The organism is Lysinibacillus sp. K60, assembly GCF_019731275.1.
GTDB classification, from domain to species: domain Bacteria; phylum Bacillota; class Bacilli; order Bacillales_A; family Planococcaceae; genus Lysinibacillus; species Lysinibacillus capsici.
This window is the reverse complement of sequence record NZ_JAASJR010000002.1, coordinates 132141-151587: the sequence shown is the minus strand read 5'-3', so window position 1 is coordinate 151587 and position 19447 is coordinate 132141. Positions and strand designations below refer to the sequence as shown.

Sequence of the window (19447 nt, the reverse complement as noted above, 5' to 3'; positions counted from 1 at the left end):
GTCCCTCTCTCTACTATGTCCTCCATTTAGATCAGCGAAGGACGAATTGAAACTTGTACACCTTTTGGTGCGTAAGCTGCTACTACTACATTCGCATGTTGAACGGTAATCCAGCCAAGCCCAGAAAATACAACATCTGTTTTCGCTTCTTTGATGGAAAATTCGTGACGAACCAATGGCGGTAACTGGTCGATAAAGTCCGCAGTTGGGGGTGCCAATAATTCTCCTTTATGCTCTTCATATAACGCATCTGCCTTCTCAAGCTTTGTACGATGAATTGGTAAATCATTTGCCACATGGATTGTAAAGGCAGAACGGTCACCCTGAATAAAATCAAATCTTGCCAATGCACCAATAAATAGAGTTTGCCCTGCATTTTGTTGATAGACTTTCGGCTTAATTTCTTTTTTCGGCATAATATATTTTAATTCACTGGAATCAATATGATGAGCCATTTGATGATGATTAATAATACCTGGCGTATCATATAATGCACTACCATCATCCAATGGAATATCAATCATGTCTAAAGTAGTACCTGGGAAGTGTGAGGTTGTAATCACTTCACCCTCACCTGTTGCCTGCTTAATAATCCGGTTAATGAACGTAGATTTCCCAACATTTGTACAGCCAACAACATATACATTTTGTCCTTTACGATATTCATCGATGGCTTCCATTGCTTCTGCCATCCCTTTGCCTTTATGGGCACTGACTAATAGGACATCGACAGGCTGTAGTCCAAGAGCCTTTGCTTCACGTTTCAGCCAGTTGATAACTTTTTTGGGCTTCACTGACTTTGGTAATAAATCAGCTTTGTTGGCAATCAATAGGACAGGATTCTTCCCTACAAAACGATGAAGCCCTGGTAGCCAGCTTCCATTAAAATCAAATATATCAACAATTTTTACGATTAAGCCTTGCTGTGTACCAAGACCATTTAAAATACGTAAAAAATCGTCATCTGTTAACGATACTGGTTGAATTTCATTGTAATTTTTCAAACGGAAGCAACGCTGGCAAATGACCACATCCTTTTCTAATGATGATGGGGGTGCATACCCAACTGCTGTTTTATCTTCTGTTTGAATTGTTGTACCACAGCCAATACAATTTGGCATTTCAATCATTCTTGTTCCTCCCAAGTTATAATTCCTTTTCGTTTCAAATCATTAAATACGCGACGTTCAATAAAACGATTCAATTTTGTTACAAGCCCATCTGATTGTGCAACAGGCTTCACGAGCACTGTGTGTAAGCCTAAGCGATTTGCTCCCATAACATCCGTAAGGAGTTGATCTCCTACCATTACTACTTCATTTGGACGCAAGCCTAGTTGAATCAGTGCATTATAAAAAGCATTACGAAGTGGCTTTTTCGCCTTGTGAATATAAGGGATACCTAACGGCTCAGCAAAATGCTTTACACGAGCTTCATTGTTGTTTGACGCAATAATAACACGAATACCTGATTCTTTCATAATGCGTAACCATATGATTAGCTCTTCTGTTGCATCTGGACGATCCCATTCAACAAGCGTATTATCTAAATCCGTAATGATTCCTCTAATCCCTAATTCCTGTAACTTTTCCGGCGTAATTTCAAAAATATTCGTCACAAATTCGTTCGGTAATAAAAAATTATACAAAATAGCGACCCCTAATCTTAACGTATTATTCGACCATTATAGCATATTTGCAAAGGCTTCACCCATTCGAATTGGGCTTCCTTTTACAACATTATCCGTAAATTTAATTGTATCCTTTTCAAACAGCATCACAACAGTAGAACCAAATGAGAAATAACCAACTTCTTGCCCTTTCTGCCATTTCGTTGTTGTATTGGTAAGCACAATGGAATTCACAAAGGTCGCACCTACTTTGATCAATGCAACATGCTGATTATTTGCTGTTTTCAGCTCAGTCACTAAACGATAATTATGAGAAATTGGTTTTTTACCGTATGTAAGACCTAACTGATTCACAGGATAAGATTTCTGACCAAGTGTATATTGTCGTAAGACTTCTCCATCTATCGGGCTATGGATACGATGGTAATCAGCCGGACTTAAATAAAAAACGATATAATGTCCGTCTGCATATTGTGCAGCTCGTTCTGTATTGCCAAGTAAATCTTGTAATGCATAAGGCTTACCCTTCACAAGAAATGTCATATCCCATTCAATACGTCCAAAGGACTCCACTTTTGCATCTACTGGGCTGGCATATACAGTTGGATTTTTTTCAATAGGGCGAGCTTCTTCAATAAGTTCTCTTGTAAAAAAATCATGTAAACACGAAAATTGTTGTTGTTTTTTTGAAACTTCTTCAAGGTTAATATCGTATAACTTCATGTAGCTTGGAATTATACGTTTACTCCACTTCGCTTTTGCAATTGTTTGCAAAAGATGGGAAGATTGCTTACCATTCGTTAGTTCTATCAAGCGTTGATATAGTTTTTCTTTCATACAGTAAAACCCCTATCCATTAATTTAGACTGTCAATTTTTTCGCATTCGAAGTATAATGGTACAATATCTTAAGTGCAAAGGAGTGATCCCCCTTGTTTTTTTATCACAAGTTGGTGGATACCACGGTTAAGAAAATGAAATCGCACGCAGCTAACTTCATAACAATTAGTAATATGTCCTTTGGAGGCGCGGCTATTATGGCCACTCTACATGAATACTATAGCTATAGTGTCTTGTTTATCTTTATAGCAGCTCTTCTTGATCGCTACGATGGTAAGGTAGCGAGAGCGCTCGGACAAGTGTCAGAATTAGGTAAACAATTAGATTCTATGAGTGATATTATATCATTTGGTGTGGCGCCTGCATTATTAATGTATGAAGTTGTTCTAGTTGATTTTGGTTTTGTCGGCATGATGATGGCCGTATTATTTATCGTCTGTGGCGCTATGCGTTTAGCTCGCTTCAATATTAGCGAAGCGAACGGTTATTTCACAGGTTTACCAATTACAGCCGCAGGTACGTTCTTAACTTTAACGTATTTCGCAGCTTATACGTTCCATCCGGCATTTTATCTTTTCCTTTTCCCCATTTTAGCTTTACTCATGATTAGTACATTTACGTTAAAAAAAGTGTAACAGCACATTTGCTGTTGCACTTTTTTCATTTCCCACTGCTTTTAAACATATACTGTCGAAAAATGGGGAAAGGATGAAATCATTCAATGAGCGGAATTTTTACATCGATGTTGCAGTTATGGCTTGAAATCCCTGCATTGCTTGGCTATTTAAAGGGGCAAACATTCCATAAACCCTTTTCAAAAGAAGAGGAAGCTGCTTGTATTGAACGATTTTTAGGTGGCGATGAGCAAGCACGTCTTGATCTAATAGAACGTAATATGAGGCTTGTCGCGCATGTCGTTAAAAAATTCCATCCAAAACATGAGCAACTCGATGATTATATTTCCATTGGAACAATTGGACTAATGAAAGCCGTTGAGAGCTATACCCCTGATAAAAAAACTCGACTTGCCACATATGCAGCTCGTTGCATTGAAAATGAGATTTTAATGCATCTACGCACCCAAAAGAAAGTGCAAAAAGACGTTTCGCTATTTGAGCCGATTGGAACTGATAAAGATGGGAACGCACTGCAAATTCGTGATTTACTTCAGTGTGATGAAGAAAGTGCCACAGAGAAGCTAGAGCATAAAGAGCATGTAGCACAACTATACCACTATTTGCATATGCTCGATGAACGTGAGCTCGAAATTGTGACACTCCGTTATGGATTAAATCAACAGGATGCACTTACGCAAAAGGAAATTGCAGCACGCTTAAATATTTCACGTAGCTATGTATCTCGCATTGAAAAACGGGCACTTATTAAACTCTATCAACTATATAAACGAGACCAAAAAACTATTGAATAATATATTGTAAAATGGTTATGAAAAAAATTCAATCCTTCAATGGCGGAAGAATATGCCTATTTTATGGCATATAAAAAGCTCCCCTGCAACATGACTATGTCGCAAGGGAGCTTTCCCGTCATACTAATGTGCTGATTCAGAGAGTTCTGCTGAAATCAACGTACCTATTAAAGTTGTAATAATGACTACACCTGCTGTTAAAAATAACATCATGAAAGCCTCCCATTCTATTATGAAGAGATTTATTAATGTCAGTGTAGCATTTGTTTTTTGTATTAACTGTGATTTTTCTCACAGAATAAACCACACATTTTGACCATTCTGTGTAGTTTATAGTGAGGAAATTGCTTTTAATACGACTTGTGTCGAATGTTTTGCAGCAACTGGTAAAAATTCATCGAAGCTAATATTCGATTCTTTACCTGCAATATCTGATAATGCACGAATGACTACAAAAGGTGTAGCAAATTGATAACAAACTTGTGCAACTGCGGCTGCTTCCATCTCTACAGCTTTCATTTGAGGGAAATGACGACGAACAGCCTCTACACGTTCAGGATCATTCATAAAAGCATCTCCAGAGCAAATTAAACCAACGCCATACTGGTGCTCTCCAACTGCCTTCACAGCCTCCTCAGCTACCTTCATCAATTTCTCATCTGATTTATAGGCTGCTGGCATACCAGCCATTTGTCCAATTTCATAGCCAAAGATTGTGACATCTACATCGTGGTGACGAACTTCATCAGAAATAACGATAGCGCCTACCTCAAGAGCTTCATCATATCCACCTGCAGAGCCTGTATTAATGACAACATCTGGTTTAAACTCATGTAAAAGAATTGTCGTAGACATAGCAGCATTTACTTTACCAATACCGCTTTTTAATAATACGACTTCCTTCCCTTCAAAAGTTCCTGTTGTATACTCACTACCCGCAATCGTTGTGCTGTGTGCATTGTCTAATGCTGCTCTTAGAAGCTCCACTTCCTCTTCCATTGCGCCAATTACTGCAATTTTCATGTACTGTTACTTCCCTTCTTTTATCAACTCTATTAAAAATAATCAAAAGAGTAATTTTCGTCAATAGGCGCCTTCTAATGTATTTAGTTGCTCTAGCTTCACAGGCTTCCAACCTTCATTATCAACCCATTCCATGCTTACACGATACATTTGAGATTTATCATTTGTAGAAACAGTAGCAATGGATGAATTAGGACCACCATTATTTTGCATACGCCAGATAATCATATTGCTTTGGTCAATACCTGTCACAGTAGATACTGTTGCTACTTTCTCAGCCCAGTCTACAGACTTGTCGTCATATGAAGACACATGCTGACCTGTTTGAGTTGTAGGTGTTGGCTGCCAATTTTTATTCGTGATAACCTTCTCAACAATAGGATTATCTGATGCTGATTCTTCTGCTGTGCCTTGTTCTTGCTGGGATGTCTCAGGTTCCGACTCTTCCTCTGAAGGTTTATCTTCTTCTACAGCGAGATCTTCTTTTTCTTCATCCGTCGGTTCTTTCTCTACTTCTTTTTCATCATCACCGCTCTGTTCTTCTTGAGCTGGATCCTCTTTCACTGCTTGATCTGCATCATCTTGCCATTTAAACACATAGGTTGCTGTGATAATAATGAGTACAACCACAACACCAATTAAAACATTCAATAGTTTATCTAGCTTTTTATTACGAGATGGCTGCAAATGACGACCACTTCGAGTTTGTCGTTCACTCATAATGTCTCCCCCTCTCTAGGCAATATTCTATCAAGTTCGACAGCACTTGCAAAATAATTCTACTCATTATTTTACTACATAGTTTTCACGCTAAAAATGGTACAAGCAGTCAGCCAAAGGCTAACTGCTTGTACATATACATATTATTTAATTGAGAGAATTTTCACTTTCATTTCGCCGCCAGGTGTTTGAACAACAACCTCTTCACCTTCAGCACGACCAAGTAGACCTTTTGCAATTGGTGATTCATTCGAAATACGGAATTCCATAGGATCTGCCTCAGCAGAACCAACAATTGTATAAGATTCTTCATCTGTTGATGGCTTACCATTGATGATTTCTACAAATGTAACCGTTTTCCCTAGTGATACTACACTGTTATCTGTCTCGTCTTCAGAAATAATCACTGCATTACGAATCATTGATTTTAATGTTGAAATACGACCTTCTAAAAAGGCTTGTTCTTCTTTTGCAGAATCGTACTCAGCGTTTTCAGAAAGATCTCCAAAATCACGTGCTATTTTAATACGTTCAACGATTTCTTTACGTGTTTCAGTTTCTAATTTTACTAATTCTTCTTCTAATTTACGTTTTCCCTCAGCTGTCATAGGGTACTGTTTTTCATTTGCCAAAGTCCTTCACTCCTTGTTTCTTCAATATAAAAACATAAAACTCGACTAAATGCATGTGAGATGCACTTAATCGAATTTTATTATTTTTAAACGTTTTCAAATTACGCTTTGACCTAATAGTATGCATGCTTTTTCAAAATATGCATGTAAATATTGTCAATACCACTCTATCTTATTACAATACGTTGTCGGTTTCAAGAATAGTTTTAATTTTCGTTACCATTAAATCAATCGCGACCTCATTATCCCCACCTTCTGGAATAATGATATCAGCATAACGTTTCGTTGGTTCAATAAATAAATTATGCATTGGTCGAACCGCTGATAAATACTGCTCAATCACCGAATCTGTTGTACGTCCACGCTCTTTAATATCACGCATAATGCGGCGAATAATACGTAAATCTGAATCTGTATCCACAAATAATTTAATATCCATTAAATCACGTAAATCAGCATCCTCTAGAACTAGAATACCTTCTAGTATAATAACATCTACTGGTTCAACATGTATAACTTCTTCTGCCCTTGTATGCTGGACGTAATCATACACAGGTTTTTGAATTGGTTGACGAACTAACAACTTTTTTATGTGCTCAATTAATAAATCATTATCGAAAGCTAACGGATGATCATAGTTAGTTCCTAAGCGTTCTTCAAATGTTAAATGACTTTGATCCTTATAATAAAAATCTTGTTCAATTACCACAACAGAATGCTCACGGAAAACATCATAAATGGCGCGCGTCACGCTCGTTTTTCCGGAGCATGAGCCACCTGCGATTCCGATGACAACAGGGCGCTTCACTGCCATTAGTTATTCTCCTTTCGCATCATGTTATGCGGCTTCAATGGTGTATCACATTTAAATTTAACAATTTGTAATGGATGACGTGCTGCATCTAGGCTATTGCCATCCTCGTCCCAAATTTCACCCATTGTTAAACGGAAATTCTCAATTTCAGGACCAAAGAATTCTACTTCGTCACCAGGTTTAAAATAATTACGCTGTTGCATTGTCACTATTTTTGTCTCTGGATCATGCTCTAAAATAAGTCCAGCAAATTCATAGGTTGTTTTACGACCATGCACACCAAACATCTGCTCCTCAAAGCCAGGTGCATCATGGAAGAATGCTTCAGCCGTATCACGGTTAGCACATTTGTCTAATTCCTCTAGCCATTCACGTTTAATGTTAAAGTTATCTGGATCTGCACAATAAGCATCAATCACTTTACGGTACACAGAAACTACTGTCGCTACATAGTGAATGGATTTCATACGACCTTCAACTTTTAACGAGTCAATACCTAGCTCAATCATATGAGGAATCGCTTCAATTAATTTTAAATCTTTTGGACTCATCGCAAATGGTGCATGGCTCTCATCGAAAAGTGCTTTTTCTTCACCATCTTCTAATTCATATAGATCATAGTCCCAACGGCATGATTGGCAGCATCCCCCTCGGTTTGAGTCACGAGCCGTCATATGATTAGAAAGAACGCAACGACCAGAGTAGGCAATACACATTGCTCCATGGACAAAGGCCTCAATTTCAATGTCGACCTTTTCTTTCATCAGCTTCATTTCTTCTCCGCCGACTTCACGTGCTAATACAACACGATGTAAACCTTCCTCTTTCCAGTACTGGACGGCCTTCCAGTTGGACAATGATTGCTGAGTAGAAAGGTGAATTTCAAGCTTAGGTGCTGCTGTACGACATGTTTCAATAATGAGCGGGTCTGCTACAATAATACCAGTTACGCCCACTGATTCAATATCCTTTAAATAACGCTCTAAGCCATCCATATTTTCATTGTGGGCAAAAATATTTGTTGTTACATATATTTTCGCACCATATTGATTGGCAAATTCTACACCTTCACGCATCTCTTCAATTGAAAAGTTATCCGCATTCGAACGTAGGCCAAACTCTCGCCCACCGATAAATACAGCATCTGCTCCGTAATGGACAGCTATTTTTAATTTCTCTAAGCTACCAGCTGGAGCAAGTAGTTCTGGTTTTTTAGTAATGACACGTTTACCGTTGACAATCTCACGGATTTTGTCATTTTGCTCTAACGCTAATGCCATGTTATTGTCCCCTCCTAGTAAACTGTTTCCTTGAAGATAAAGCCTGTATCTAATGGTCTAATAGCTGGTTGAATATCTTCAATTTTTGCTAATAAATCGTCTTTTATTTCTTCATATGCGTCTTCTGATTCGTCAAAATACGTATCGATCGCTTTTCGATAAGCTTCTGTTACCGCGACTACATAGTCTGGTGTTTGAAGTACACCTTCAATTTTCAGCGCATCGATGCCACCTTCAAATAATTCGCCTAGTTCATCAATCATACACATATCATTTGGACTGAAAATATGTGTACCATTCACATCTTCATATATTGGATATTTATTATTTCGTTCATCATCATGTAGGAACATATTACGATTTTCTTGGCGATTTTCAATAGCCATTACTTTATCTTGATATAAGAAATAATGGCCGAGTAATGGGCGTTTTGATTGGAACATACATGTCATGCCATGTACTTGTACTTCAATTTCCATTTCAGTATTTTCTTTAATCTCTAATACTTCATCAAGAGAAAGCTCACGCGCTAATACGGCACGCGTTGCACCACGTTTCCCCCAGTAATTAGCTGTAAACCAGTTTGTAGCTGTCGTTTCTGGATTCCAATGTAACGGAATCGTAACACCTTGCTCTCTGCGAATAATGAGTACCGCTGGATCACCGTAAATTAAACGGTCCACACCGATACGTTGCATTTCTTTTAAATAATCAGCAAGTGCCTCTAGTTTCTCATTATGGAAAAGTGCATTGACTGCAACATATACCTTTTTACCCGCTTCATGAATAAGCTTTGTCGCTTCTTCTACTTCTTCAACTGAGAACTCTCCTGCTAGACGTAGACCAAATTGTTGTTCACCAATAACAAAAGCATCTGCTCCAGCGGCTAAAAGTGCTTTTATATGTTCTAATGATTGTGGTGTCACAAGCAATTCTGGTTTTTTCATAGTAGTCACCTCTTCAAACATAGTAATAAACCATCACCGACTGGTAAAAAAGCACTTGTATAATCTGGGTGCTGCATAATCCAATCCGTGAAGCTTTTTAAATTGCGAATCATTGTTCGCTTACGACGTGGAACATCCTTCAACTCTAAATGAGACAAACCATGCATGTACATATTATCGATATACAATACCCCACCTGATTTTACTAAAGGTGCATACTTTACAAAAAAGCGTTGGTATTGTCCCTTCGCAGCATCAATAAAGACCGCATCGAATGTTGTGTTAATGGCCTCGTCATCCACTTCTAAAGCGTCACCCTCAATGACCGTAATTCGATCTGATACAGTCGAACGTTTAATATAGGCTTTTGCCCTTGCTACACGATCTTGATCACGTTCAATTGTAACAATTTGGACATGAGGCAATGCCTCTGCCATACGAATAGCAGAGTAACCAATTGCTGTACCTATCTCTAAAATTTTTGACGGATTTTGAATACGCAACAGTTGATTTAATGCATCAATACCTGCTAGCTGCATGATCGGTACGTGATGCTCCTCCGCATATGCTTCCATTTCTAAAAGCAATTCATTACGTGGCTGTATAAATGATTGTATATATGCATCTGATAATTCCATTGTTTCCACCCTCATTTAAAAGGCAACGAGCGTTTGCCGTTGTCTGTACTTCATCATTTATCAACAAAAAGAAAAAGACCAAACGTGATGTCTTGGTACTTTGCCATACAAAAATGAGCAATTGCTTCGATATGCTCAAACAATTGCCACCACGCATATTTGTCCCGCATAAATGAACGGATTGATCAAAAATCACACTTTATAATAGCATGAAAATAGAAGGAAAGCTATTTTTCTTTCCTTCTATCCATCTGTTTGCTATACGATTTTTGTTCTTCCTATACGTTTACTCTTCTTTTCGTAAATATTTTTCTACCTTCTGCAAATGCTCATCATAGGTTTTCGAGAAGTGGTTGACACCCTCTTTATCTGCTAGGAAGTAGAAATAATCTGTTTGACTTGGATTTAATGATGCCTCAATCGAAGTTTTACCTGCACCCGCTATTGGACCAGGTGGTAGACCTTTATTTTTGTATGTGTTATAGGCATTATCCACTTCTAAATCCTCATATAAAACACGATCTTTGTGATCACCCAGTGCATAGAGCACGGTTGGGTCTGTTTGTAGTGGCATCCCTTCATTGATTCGATTATAGAAGACACTTGCAATAGTCTCTCGATCCGTTTGAGCAGTCGCTTCTTCTTCCAATAATGAAGCAAATGTTAACAGCTGATGTACGGACATTTGTTTTTCAGCTAATACATCACTATAGTTCTTCACCACATTGTTCATGGCTGCTATCATCTCTTCTACAATCGCTTGTAAGGATGGTTTTTCCTCATAATAAGAATACGTAGCTGGATATAAATAGCCCTCTAAGTCATAGCGAATATTGTCAGCTAAAACCGCCTCTGTAACTAGCTCAGGATAATTAGCCATCATTTGTTGAACAAATGTGTCACTCGTCACAAGATCCATAAATTCTTTTTGTGTGTACGGTGTTTTCTTTTCAATCACTTTCCCAATTTGTTCAAGTGTTAAGCCTTCTGGGACCGTCATCGTAAAGACAGGCTTACGATATACCTTCCCTGTTTTCAAGCTTTCAATAAGTTCATCAAAAGTCATTGCCTGTGTTAAATCATAATTTCCCGCTTGAAATTGTGATTCATTTTTAAATTTTGCATAGTACTTAAAAACACGTGCATCTTTTATGACACCTTTTTTCTCTAGTAGTGTTGAAATGGAGGACAAACTAGAGCCAATTGGTACTTCTACCGCAATCGTTTTCGTTGCATTAGGGTCTAGTGGTTTTAAAGCACCTTTTACATAATTGTACCCAAATAAACCAACAACTCCAATTATTAGTACGAAAACAATGGCAATAATTGCGACGATTTTTCTCACGATTTTTACCTCAGATTTTCTTTCTTGCATTTTTGAAAACATTTCTTGTTTTTTAGAACCGTTATCCACGGGTTTCCCCCCTATCACTATTCAATATCATACTAGAAATCAACTTTCACGACAAACAGAAATCGACAATTCAGGAGAAATTACATATGTAAAAAATCTGCCAACAACTTTCGTTAGCAGATTTTTGAGCATTCTAGAAATAGTTTATCCTATAAAGTGTTTAATACTTCTTCTACAAATTCCCATTCTTCATCTGACTCAATCGGGTATAATTCTTCAATCTGGCCTTCATTTCCAGCTATATATTGGGCAGCAAAAATATCACGCTCATCAATCGGTTCATCTGTTGCTGGCACATATAATACATACAATTTACCGAATTGCTCAGACGAAAACGTATGAATGACTTCGCACACTTGATCTTTTCCTTCTTCGTCTGTCACAGTAATTAGCTGTGGTTCTTCTTCAAATTCATCAAGTAATGTTAACACCACTTCATTAATCATTTCCCATTCTGCATCTGTTTCAACAGGCTGTAAATTTGTCATCTCACCTGTATTGTCATCATAATCAAAAGTCATCGCCGAAAGGTCTCCTGGAATTTCTTGACCGGTTTCATCTAGAAGGGAAAATAACACATAGGACTTGTCCTCCGCATCAAAGGTAATGACCACACGACACTGCTGTTCCTTACCATCTTTCCCAATGATCATAAATTCTTGCGTTTCTTCATTCATCCTGTTTCCTCCTTTATGACAATTTGATGTCATTTATTAAATCGTTTTTGAGGCTATACACTTTAGAATAGCTTCTCCTATTTTTGAGCAAGTTTTCCCTGTTTAGGAGCTTCTCTTCTCTACATTTGAGCAGGCTCTCGAAATTTTCGAGCGTGGCTTTGAGCGGAGCCTCCATTCATGGAGCGGTGCCACTCTAATTCTAAGCGAATCCTCTAACTTTATGAACGTTTCCCAACAATTGTGGATCAAATTCACACATCTACAATGCATTCATTCCTCCATTTAACAATCCTTCTACAATAGAAAAGCTTCAATAAAAAAGGAACAAGGACTGCAAGCTGCGATCCTTGTTCCAAGCTTTGAGTTAGAAGATTAGTCTTCGTTTTCATCCTCTAAAGCGTTTAAAACGTCCTCTACCATATCCCACTCTGCTTCAGTTTCGATTGGTGTTAATTCACCATCTTCACCATTTTCAGATGGTACAAATGAAGATACAAAGATTTCAACTGAGCCATCTTCATCTTCCTCTGCGCCTACCATTGAGTAAAACACATATGATTTGCCAAACTCTGGAGATTCATGAACGTGAATCACTTCACAAAGCTGCTCGTTTCCGTTTTCGTCAATCACTGTAATGTGTTGAACATGTAGTTCTTCTTCATGGTTATGCTCGTGTGCCATGCATAGTCACCTCATCAATTAATTTTTGCTATCTAAGTAGCCTTGTAAAATCATCACAGCTGCCATTTTATCAATGACCTGCTTGCGCTTTTTGCGACTCACGTCCGCTTCGATCAGCATACGTTCAGCAGCCATCGTCGTTAAACGTTCATCCCATAATTTGACCGGTAGTGAGAAATGCTCTTCTAATAGCTTTTTATAGTTCTCAGAAGCCTCTCCACGCGGTCCAACCGTATTATTCATGTTTTTTGGAAAACCTACAACAAATTCTGTTATAGTATATTCCTTTACTAGCTCAGCGATACGGTCAATACCGAACTCACCATTAGCCTCATCAATTTTTACGGTTTCAATACCTTGGGCGGTCCAACCAAGTGCATCACTTACAGCAACACCCACAGTTTTTGACCCAACGTCTAATCCCATAATTCTCATTTCTAGTCCTCGTTATTCTTTTTGATATAAAATTTAACAAGCTCCTCTAGAATTTCGTCACGCTCAAGCTTGCGAATTAAATTACGAGCATCCTGATGGCGAGGAATATACGCCGGATCACCAGAAAGTAAGTAACCAACAATCTGATTGATAGGGTTATATCCCTTTTCCTCTAATGAAGAATGAACTTTCAACATTACCTGCTTGACTTCCTGTTCCATTGATTCTTCTGGAAAATTAAATTTCATCGTTTGATCAAATGAACTCATGACCAGCACCTCGCTTTCAGAAATAAGGAGATGTGCAAACAAGCTCATCTCCAATTTCTCTTTATTATAACATGTTTTGGTGAATTAATTAAATGGATTTAACATAATCATACACAGAAAGTAGTGCTTCATCAAGTTTTGATGCATCTTTTGCACCTGCCATCGCCATATCCGGACGACCGCCACCTTTACCACCACATGCTTCCGCAACCATTTTCACGATATTTCCAGCATGGTAATTGCCACCAACTAATTCTTTTGATACTCCAGCACATAGCATAACCTTATCGCCATCCACTGCTCCAAGAACGATAACAGCCTTTGGCATTTTCGCCTTCAAATCATCCATCATCTGACGCAGTTGGTTATTGTCTTTTGCTTCTACCTTTGTAGAAAGAACTGTGACATCTCCAATTGTTTGTGCTGCATCAACAATTGCCCCAGCCTGAGCATTGGCAATTTTTTGAGATAATGCTTCGTTTTCACGTTGTAATTCTTTGTAGTCTGCTTGTAATGCCTGTATTTTTGTGACAATATCTTTAGCATTTGCTTTTAATAATGCTGCTGCATCATTTAATAATGCTTCTTCTTCTTTTACTGCTTCATAAGCAACTTTTCCTGTAACAGCTTCTATACGACGAGTACCTGCACCGATACCACCTTCTGAAACAATTTTAAAGAAGCCAATTTCAGAAGAGCGTTTAACATGGATACCACCACATAGCTCAATCGAATAATCTCCGATGGATACTACACGTACAACATCTCCATATTTTTCACCGAATAATGCCATAGCACCCATTGCTTTTGCTTCATCAATGCCTTTTTCTTCAATAATGACCTCTATATCATCCCACACTTTTTCATTTACAATACGTTCAATTTGTTGTAATTCTTCTTTTGTAACTTGACCAAAGTGAGAGAAATCAAAACGTAAACGGTCAGGTCCTACATATGATCCAGCTTGGTTTACATGATCACCTAGCACATCTTTTAATGCACGTTGCATAATATGTGTTGCCGTATGGTTTTTAATGATTAAATTGCGGTCATCACGATTGACCACTGCTTGCACTGCATCTTCCACATGCATTTCCCCAGATTCAACTACTACTGTATGAAGCGGTTGACCATTCGGTGCTTTTTGAACATCTTTTACGACAGCCGTAAAGCTATCATTTGAAATAGTACCACTATCGGCAATTTGGCCTCCCATTTCAGCGTAGAATGGTGTCTTTGCTAAAATAACCAATGCTTCCTGACCTTCTGAAGCGACTTTCGCAACTTGACCATTGACGATCATTGCAGCGATTTCAGTATTAACAGTTAACGTATCATAGCCAACAAATTCACTAGCAACCGTTAAGTTTGCTAATACTTCATTCTGCACTTGCATCGAATCAACATCTTGTCGTGCAGCACGCGCGCGTTCACGTTGCTCTTCCATCGCTGCCTCAAAACCTTCATGATCTACTTTCATGCCTACTTCCTCTGCATATTCTTCCGTTAGCTCGATTGGGAAACCATAAGTATCATATAAACGGAAAGCATCTGCTCCTGGGATGTAATCATGACCGACTGCTTTTTGAGATTCCACTACTTCATTAAAGATAGCTAAACCACCATCTAATGTTTCATGGAAACGAATTTCTTCATTTTTAATGACACGTTGAATAAATTCGCTTTTCTCTGTCACTTCTGGATAGAAGTCTTCCATAATTTTACCCACAGTTGGTACAAGTTCAAACATAAATGGTTTTTCAATGCCAATTTGTTTAGCATAGCGAACCGCACGACGTAGTAAACGACGTAATACATAGCCACGGCCTTCGTTTGATGGCAGGGCACCATCACCTATAGCAAATGCTACTGTACGGATATGGTCTGCAATCACTTTAAATGGTGTATTAATATCTTCTTCTGAGCCAAAGATTTCATTTAAGTCTACTTCGCCAGGTCGTTTATATTTACGGTTGGCAAATTCTTCGATTTTTTCAATGATTGGCATAAATAAATCAGTATCAAAGTTTGTTGGTACATTTTGCACGACGGACACAATACGTTCTAAGCCCATACCTGTATCAATATTTTGCTTTGGTAGTGGCGTGTAAGTGCCATCAGGATTATGGTTAAATTGAGAGAACACAAGGTTCCAAATTTCAAGGTAACGCTCATTTTCTCCTCCTGGATACATTTCAGGATCATTTTCATCTGAGCCGTATTCTACGCCGCGATCATAAAAAATCTCTGAGTTCGGACCAGATGGACCTTCTCCGATATCCCAGAAGTTCCCTTCTAAACGAATTAAACGTTCTTCTGGAATACCGATTTCCTGATGCCAAACATCATAAGCTTCCTGATCTTCAGGGTGAATCGTGATAGATAATAATGATGGATCAAAGCCCATCCATTTTTTATCTGTTAAAAACTCCCAAGCGTAATGAATTGCTTCTTTTTTAAAGTAGTCACCAATAGAGAAGTTTCCTAACATTTCAAAGAATGTATGGTGTCGAGCTGTTTTCCCAACGTTTTCAATATCGTTGGTACGAATCGATTTTTGTGCATTTGTAATACGTGGATTATCAGGGATAATACGGCCATCAAAATATGGTTTCAAAGTTGCAACACCTGAGTTGATCCAAAGAAGTGATGGATCATTTATTGGCACAAGTGGTGCTGAGGGCTCATGATGATGCCCCTTTTCTTTAAAAAATTCCAAATACATACGGCGAATATCTACTGCTTTCATCGGATAAATTCCTCCTATTTTATATTGTAAAATCACGATACGAGTCCTGCGATCTACCGAAGAAAATAAAAAAAGCCCTCATCCCCAAAAAGGGACGAGGACTTGTCATTAGTCTCGCGGTACCACCCTAGTTGTAAGTAAAAATCTTACTTACCTCTTTAGCACTTGTAACGTCAGTGAACGGCAGGGATTAGCTGCACTCTGGAGTAGCTTTCGGCATTTGCTGTTGTGAGGATTTTTTCAGCCTAGAAATCCCTTTCTTGTACACACACAAATACGTACTTTTTCCATCATCGTTTTTACTTTTTCTATCGAAAATTATAAAAAAAATCTATTGCGCTGTCAATTAGTACTAGTATGACTAACACTAACTAAGCAATCATTTTTTTGAAATATATCCACATACCCCATGTAAAAATAACTAAGAAGGCGCTAATTGCAATCGTTGTATAAGGGGTATCTTGATAAGGTAAAGGTACATTCATTCCAAAAAAACTAGTAATTACTGATAGTGGTAACATAATTGTCGAAATGACCGTTAATAAATTCAGCTTTTCAATGGATTTCCCACTGATAATTGAAAAATACGTATCAAGCGTGCTGTTCACTAAATCGCGATATGTCTCTGTGGAGTCGACAATACGTTCTAGATGGTCATTCAAATCTTTATAGAATGGAATATTTTCTTCTTGAATGTCAAATTTCCACTGGCCATTGATTGTAGAAAAAATTCTCCTTTGTGGCATAATGGCCTGACGAATTAAAATAATTGTCCGCTTCAACGCAAGAAATTCCTCTGTCACCACTTTTGGTTGATAGTCATAAATTTCTTCTTCTAGTTCATCTATACGTGCGCGAATTCGTTCTAATACTGGGAAGTATTCGTCTGTAATACCGTCAATAATAGTATGCAATAAAAAATCAGTACCCTTTTCTAAATATCTTGGGCTATTGACACAAACATTCTCCATTTTCCCTAGCCATTGCAACTTTTGTTTATGCACAGTCACAATATAGTTTGGTCCCATAAAAATATTTAACTCAACTGTTGTAATTTCATTGTTACTTTTCTCATTATAGATTGGTGCATGGAGCACAAAAAATTTATAATCACCATAACTATCCATTTTTGGACGTGAGCCTTCATGTAAGCAATCTTCAACTGCTAGTGGATGAAAGCCAAATACATCTGCTATATTGTTCAATTCATTATAACTATAGGCATATAAATCTACCCATAATAAATCTTCGTTATGAATAGGGAGTTTTAAATCAATCATATTGAAATCATGTTGGACTGTCTTGCTGCTGCTATTATAATAGTGGATTTTAATCATTGCATTTCACCTCATGTTTGTTATTGAGGGAAACAAAAGGTCATCCTTATCACCTTTTGTCTGCATCGGTGATCAGAAATCGATGACTTTTTATATGTTTCCGTTTGCCTAAATGATACTTATTCGGTTCAGGACTACTATCCATTTCTCATCACCTTCCTTCCATAACAAAAACACGCCTTCTACGAATGAAGGCGTGTTGAATACACATATCAAAAAATAGCAATAAAATACATTGCATGCTTGTTACCTTCAAACGTTGAGTTTTAGCACTATGCGGCATAGGAATATGTCCAGCTACGTTAAAAAACACCTTATTTCGATGATTTCTGTTGACCCATTGGCGTCTCTCGACATTTTTGGGTAGTAGCGTATCTCCAGCATAGGAGCCTCACCTAACGAAGGGAGTCTTATTTTTTTATTCCTGTAAATGATAATGGATAGTTTCACAACTGTCAAACTTTCTATCAATCATTTTTCAGAAAGTCTTCTACTCTTTGCACTAAATGCTCTCGTTGATAAGATTGATAGAGCAAGCTAGATAAACGTACAGGATCACCAAAGAAAAAGCGTTCGTACAATGTCTGTCTTGTGCCAAAACTACTCATCGTTAAATCCCAAGCTAAACGGAATTTCTTTACTCGCTCTTCTCCTTTGTCTTTGAATGATTGCAAATAATGTTCAAGATCACCGTCATCTACTGCAAATGCATGTTCAGTCGGTATAGACATCAAGCCACTTGCTCCTAGTTGCTGGATAATTTCCGTAAAAGTTGGATAAACTTTCGGGAAAATTTGAATAGCTACTTGGAGGGTTGCAAGGTCAGGTCGAATAAAGCCAAAATTATCTCTTTGTGCATCCACTTCTGATTTGATTAACAGTGCTTTCATCGTTTCTAATGGCACAATCACATCCACCACTTTTTGTTGTACATGTTGATAGTCTCCGATGTTAATAGTGTCCACTATCGATTGCACAACCCCAAGTACAAATTCGGTCTTGGCAATTTGGCGAGATAACACTTGATGTAATGTGTAAGCTTGGAAGCCACTGACATTCATAAATTGATTGGCCACTTCTATATTTTCATAGTAAAAAACACGTTCCCATGGGACAACTACATCATCAAACACAACGATTGCATCCATTTCTTCAAAACGAGCACTTAACGGATAATCAAAGGTAGAATCTCCCCCTACAAACGATTGCCGACATAAAAACTTTAAGCCTTTAGTATTACTTGGAATAGAAAAACCGAAACCTTTTCCTTCATCATAGCCATTTGTCGATAAAACAAGAAGCTCATCTGTTATGCCACCCTGTGTTGCTAGTAATCTTGCCCCTTTAATGACTAAGCCCTCACTTGTCTTCCCAATGATTTTAGCAGCAATGGTTACTTCTTCATCCTCATAGTAATAGCGTTTGCGATTTACCTGTGGTTCAATAAAGGTATGTGTCATCGTAATATCATTCTCGCGAGCATACTCATAGAACTTTAGCAAATGCTCTGGGAAACAATTTGGCTGCTCTTTTAAAAAGTCTGACGCTGATGCAAGGGCCATTAATGTTGTATTCATATAATCAGGGCTTCTCCCCATAAAGCCTTGTGAAGATAATGCCCATTCTCTTGCCGCATGGCGCCTTTTCACAAGATCTTCTTGCGTCAATACTTGAAGAAAGGACATGCCAACTTTCTGTTTGCTAGTTGGCGATTCATAGGTCATTTTTTCAAGAAGTGCCTCTTGATGTTGTAAATCAAAAAGTTTCGCTTGACTCTGAATAATTCCTTTAAAGGCAGGATGTTCTGACACCTTTCCTGTCACGATTTTCCCATCTATCGAAATATACGTTTTTAAAGCATCAATTCGTTCAATATACTGCTGCCCTGTCATTATTGGCATGCTGTCACCCCTATACATTCCCTATGTTTTTG

Annotated in this window: 20 protein-coding genes, 1 riboswitch and 1 other annotated feature; of the genes, 2 read left to right on the top strand and 18 right to left on the bottom strand. The window is 38.0% G+C overall.

Annotated features, from left to right (window positions below):
- Positions 1 to 26: 26 nt before the first annotated feature.
- Genes yqeH through HCH28_RS04490 form a run of 3 tightly spaced genes read right to left on the bottom strand, consistent with a single transcriptional unit; the run spans position 27 to position 2467 of the window.
- Positions 27 to 1130 carry a ribosome biogenesis GTPase YqeH gene (gene yqeH, locus HCH28_RS04500; RefSeq protein ID WP_004226877.1) on the bottom strand — a complete coding sequence of 368 codons (1104 nt, stop codon included), beginning with the start codon at positions 1128 to 1130 and terminating at the stop codon, positions 27 to 29.
- Positions 1127 to 1648 (bottom strand): YqeG family HAD IIIA-type phosphatase, encoded by a 522-nt coding sequence (locus tag HCH28_RS04495; RefSeq protein ID WP_058844216.1) that lies wholly within the window; start codon positions 1646 to 1648, stop codon positions 1127 to 1129. The genes yqeH and HCH28_RS04495 overlap by 4 nt, the downstream gene beginning before the upstream one ends.
- A 36-nt stretch (positions 1649 to 1684) precedes the next feature.
- The gene (locus HCH28_RS04490) at positions 1685 to 2467 is read right to left on the bottom strand and encodes a phosphatidylserine decarboxylase (RefSeq protein ID WP_221679993.1); all 783 of its coding nucleotides are present in this window, start codon (positions 2465 to 2467) and stop codon (positions 1685 to 1687) included.
- Positions 2468 to 2603: 136 nt separating this feature from the next.
- On the opposite strand from HCH28_RS04490, the gene pssA reads away from it, so the two are divergent.
- Positions 2604 to 3104 (top strand): CDP-diacylglycerol--serine O-phosphatidyltransferase, encoded by a 501-nt coding sequence (pssA, locus tag HCH28_RS04485; RefSeq protein WP_048392670.1) that lies wholly within the window; start codon positions 2604 to 2606, stop codon positions 3102 to 3104.
- An 86-nt stretch (positions 3105 to 3190) separates the two neighbouring features.
- On the top strand, positions 3191 to 3898 hold the full coding sequence (gene sigK / locus HCH28_RS04480) for an RNA polymerase sporulation sigma factor SigK (RefSeq protein WP_004226867.1): 708 nt from the start codon (positions 3191 to 3193) through the stop codon (positions 3896 to 3898).
- 330 nt (positions 3899 to 4228) lie between these two features.
- Here the strand turns inward: sigK and mtnN are convergent, their stop codons facing one another.
- From mtnN to hpaB, 15 genes are all read right to left on the bottom strand, one after another.
- Positions 4229 to 4921, bottom strand: coding sequence for a 5'-methylthioadenosine/S-adenosylhomocysteine nucleosidase (mtnN, locus tag HCH28_RS04475; protein ID WP_221679991.1), 693 nt, complete (start codon positions 4919 to 4921; stop codon positions 4229 to 4231).
- A 60-nt stretch (positions 4922 to 4981) separates the two neighbouring features.
- A complete protein-coding gene (locus tag HCH28_RS04470; protein ID WP_221679989.1) occupies positions 4982 to 5641 on the bottom strand; it encodes a YrrS family protein in 660 nt (219 codons plus the stop codon).
- Positions 5642 to 5784: 143 nt separating this feature from the next.
- Complete coding sequence (gene greA, locus HCH28_RS04465) at positions 5785 to 6273, bottom strand: transcription elongation factor GreA (RefSeq protein ID WP_004226860.1); 489 nt, start codon at positions 6271 to 6273, stop codon at positions 5785 to 5787.
- Between the two features lie 175 nt (positions 6274 to 6448).
- The gene (gene udk, locus HCH28_RS04460; RefSeq protein ID WP_221679987.1) at positions 6449 to 7087 is read right to left on the bottom strand and encodes a uridine kinase; all 639 of its coding nucleotides are present in this window, start codon (positions 7085 to 7087) and stop codon (positions 6449 to 6451) included.
- A complete protein-coding gene (locus tag HCH28_RS04455) occupies positions 7087 to 8367 on the bottom strand; it encodes a peptidase U32 family protein (protein WP_004226855.1) in 1281 nt (426 codons plus the stop codon). Before HCH28_RS04455 ends, udk begins: the two co-directional genes overlap by 1 nt.
- Positions 8368 to 8381: 14 nt before the next feature.
- A complete protein-coding gene (locus HCH28_RS04450; protein ID WP_009373774.1) occupies positions 8382 to 9314 on the bottom strand; it encodes a peptidase U32 family protein in 933 nt (310 codons plus the stop codon).
- Positions 9315 to 9319: 5 nt separating this feature from the next.
- A complete protein-coding gene (locus HCH28_RS04445) occupies positions 9320 to 9952 on the bottom strand; it encodes an O-methyltransferase (RefSeq protein ID WP_221679985.1) in 633 nt (210 codons plus the stop codon).
- A gap of 286 nt (positions 9953 to 10238) precedes the next feature.
- Positions 10239 to 11366 carry an endolytic transglycosylase MltG gene (mltG, locus tag HCH28_RS04440; RefSeq protein ID WP_009373773.1) on the bottom strand — a complete coding sequence of 376 codons (1128 nt, stop codon included), beginning with the start codon at positions 11364 to 11366 and terminating at the stop codon, positions 10239 to 10241.
- A 149-nt stretch (positions 11367 to 11515) separates the two neighbouring features.
- Positions 11516 to 12043, bottom strand: coding sequence for a DUF1292 domain-containing protein (locus HCH28_RS04435; RefSeq protein ID WP_221679984.1), 528 nt, complete (start codon positions 12041 to 12043; stop codon positions 11516 to 11518).
- A 372-nt stretch (positions 12044 to 12415) separates the two neighbouring features.
- Positions 12416 to 12724 (bottom strand): DUF1292 domain-containing protein, encoded by a 309-nt coding sequence (locus tag HCH28_RS04430; protein ID WP_004226842.1) that lies wholly within the window; start codon positions 12722 to 12724, stop codon positions 12416 to 12418.
- 18 nt (positions 12725 to 12742) lie between these two features.
- A complete protein-coding gene (gene ruvX / locus HCH28_RS04425) occupies positions 12743 to 13159 on the bottom strand; it encodes a Holliday junction resolvase RuvX (RefSeq protein ID WP_004226840.1) in 417 nt (138 codons plus the stop codon).
- A 2-nt stretch (positions 13160 to 13161) separates the two neighbouring features.
- Positions 13162 to 13428, bottom strand: a complete 267-nt coding sequence (locus HCH28_RS04420) for an IreB family regulatory phosphoprotein (RefSeq protein ID WP_004226839.1) — start codon at positions 13426 to 13428, stop codon at positions 13162 to 13164.
- Between the two features lie 88 nt (positions 13429 to 13516).
- Complete coding sequence (gene alaS, locus HCH28_RS04415) at positions 13517 to 16177, bottom strand: alanine--tRNA ligase (protein WP_221679982.1); 2661 nt, start codon at positions 16175 to 16177, stop codon at positions 13517 to 13519.
- Positions 16178 to 16264: 87 nt separating this feature from the next.
- Positions 16265 to 16480, bottom strand: a binding site (T-box leader).
- Positions 16481 to 16548: 68 nt separating this feature from the next.
- Positions 16549 to 17514 (bottom strand): magnesium/cobalt transporter CorA, encoded by a 966-nt coding sequence (gene corA / locus HCH28_RS04410; RefSeq protein ID WP_221679980.1) that lies wholly within the window; start codon positions 17512 to 17514, stop codon positions 16549 to 16551.
- A 244-nt stretch (positions 17515 to 17758) separates the two neighbouring features.
- Positions 17759 to 17924, bottom strand: a riboswitch (M-box (ykoK) riboswitch).
- Between the two features lie 57 nt (positions 17925 to 17981).
- The gene (hpaB, locus tag HCH28_RS04405; protein WP_221679979.1) at positions 17982 to 19415 is read right to left on the bottom strand and encodes a 4-hydroxyphenylacetate 3-monooxygenase, oxygenase component; all 1434 of its coding nucleotides are present in this window, start codon (positions 19413 to 19415) and stop codon (positions 17982 to 17984) included.
- Positions 19416 to 19447 lie beyond the last annotated feature (32 nt).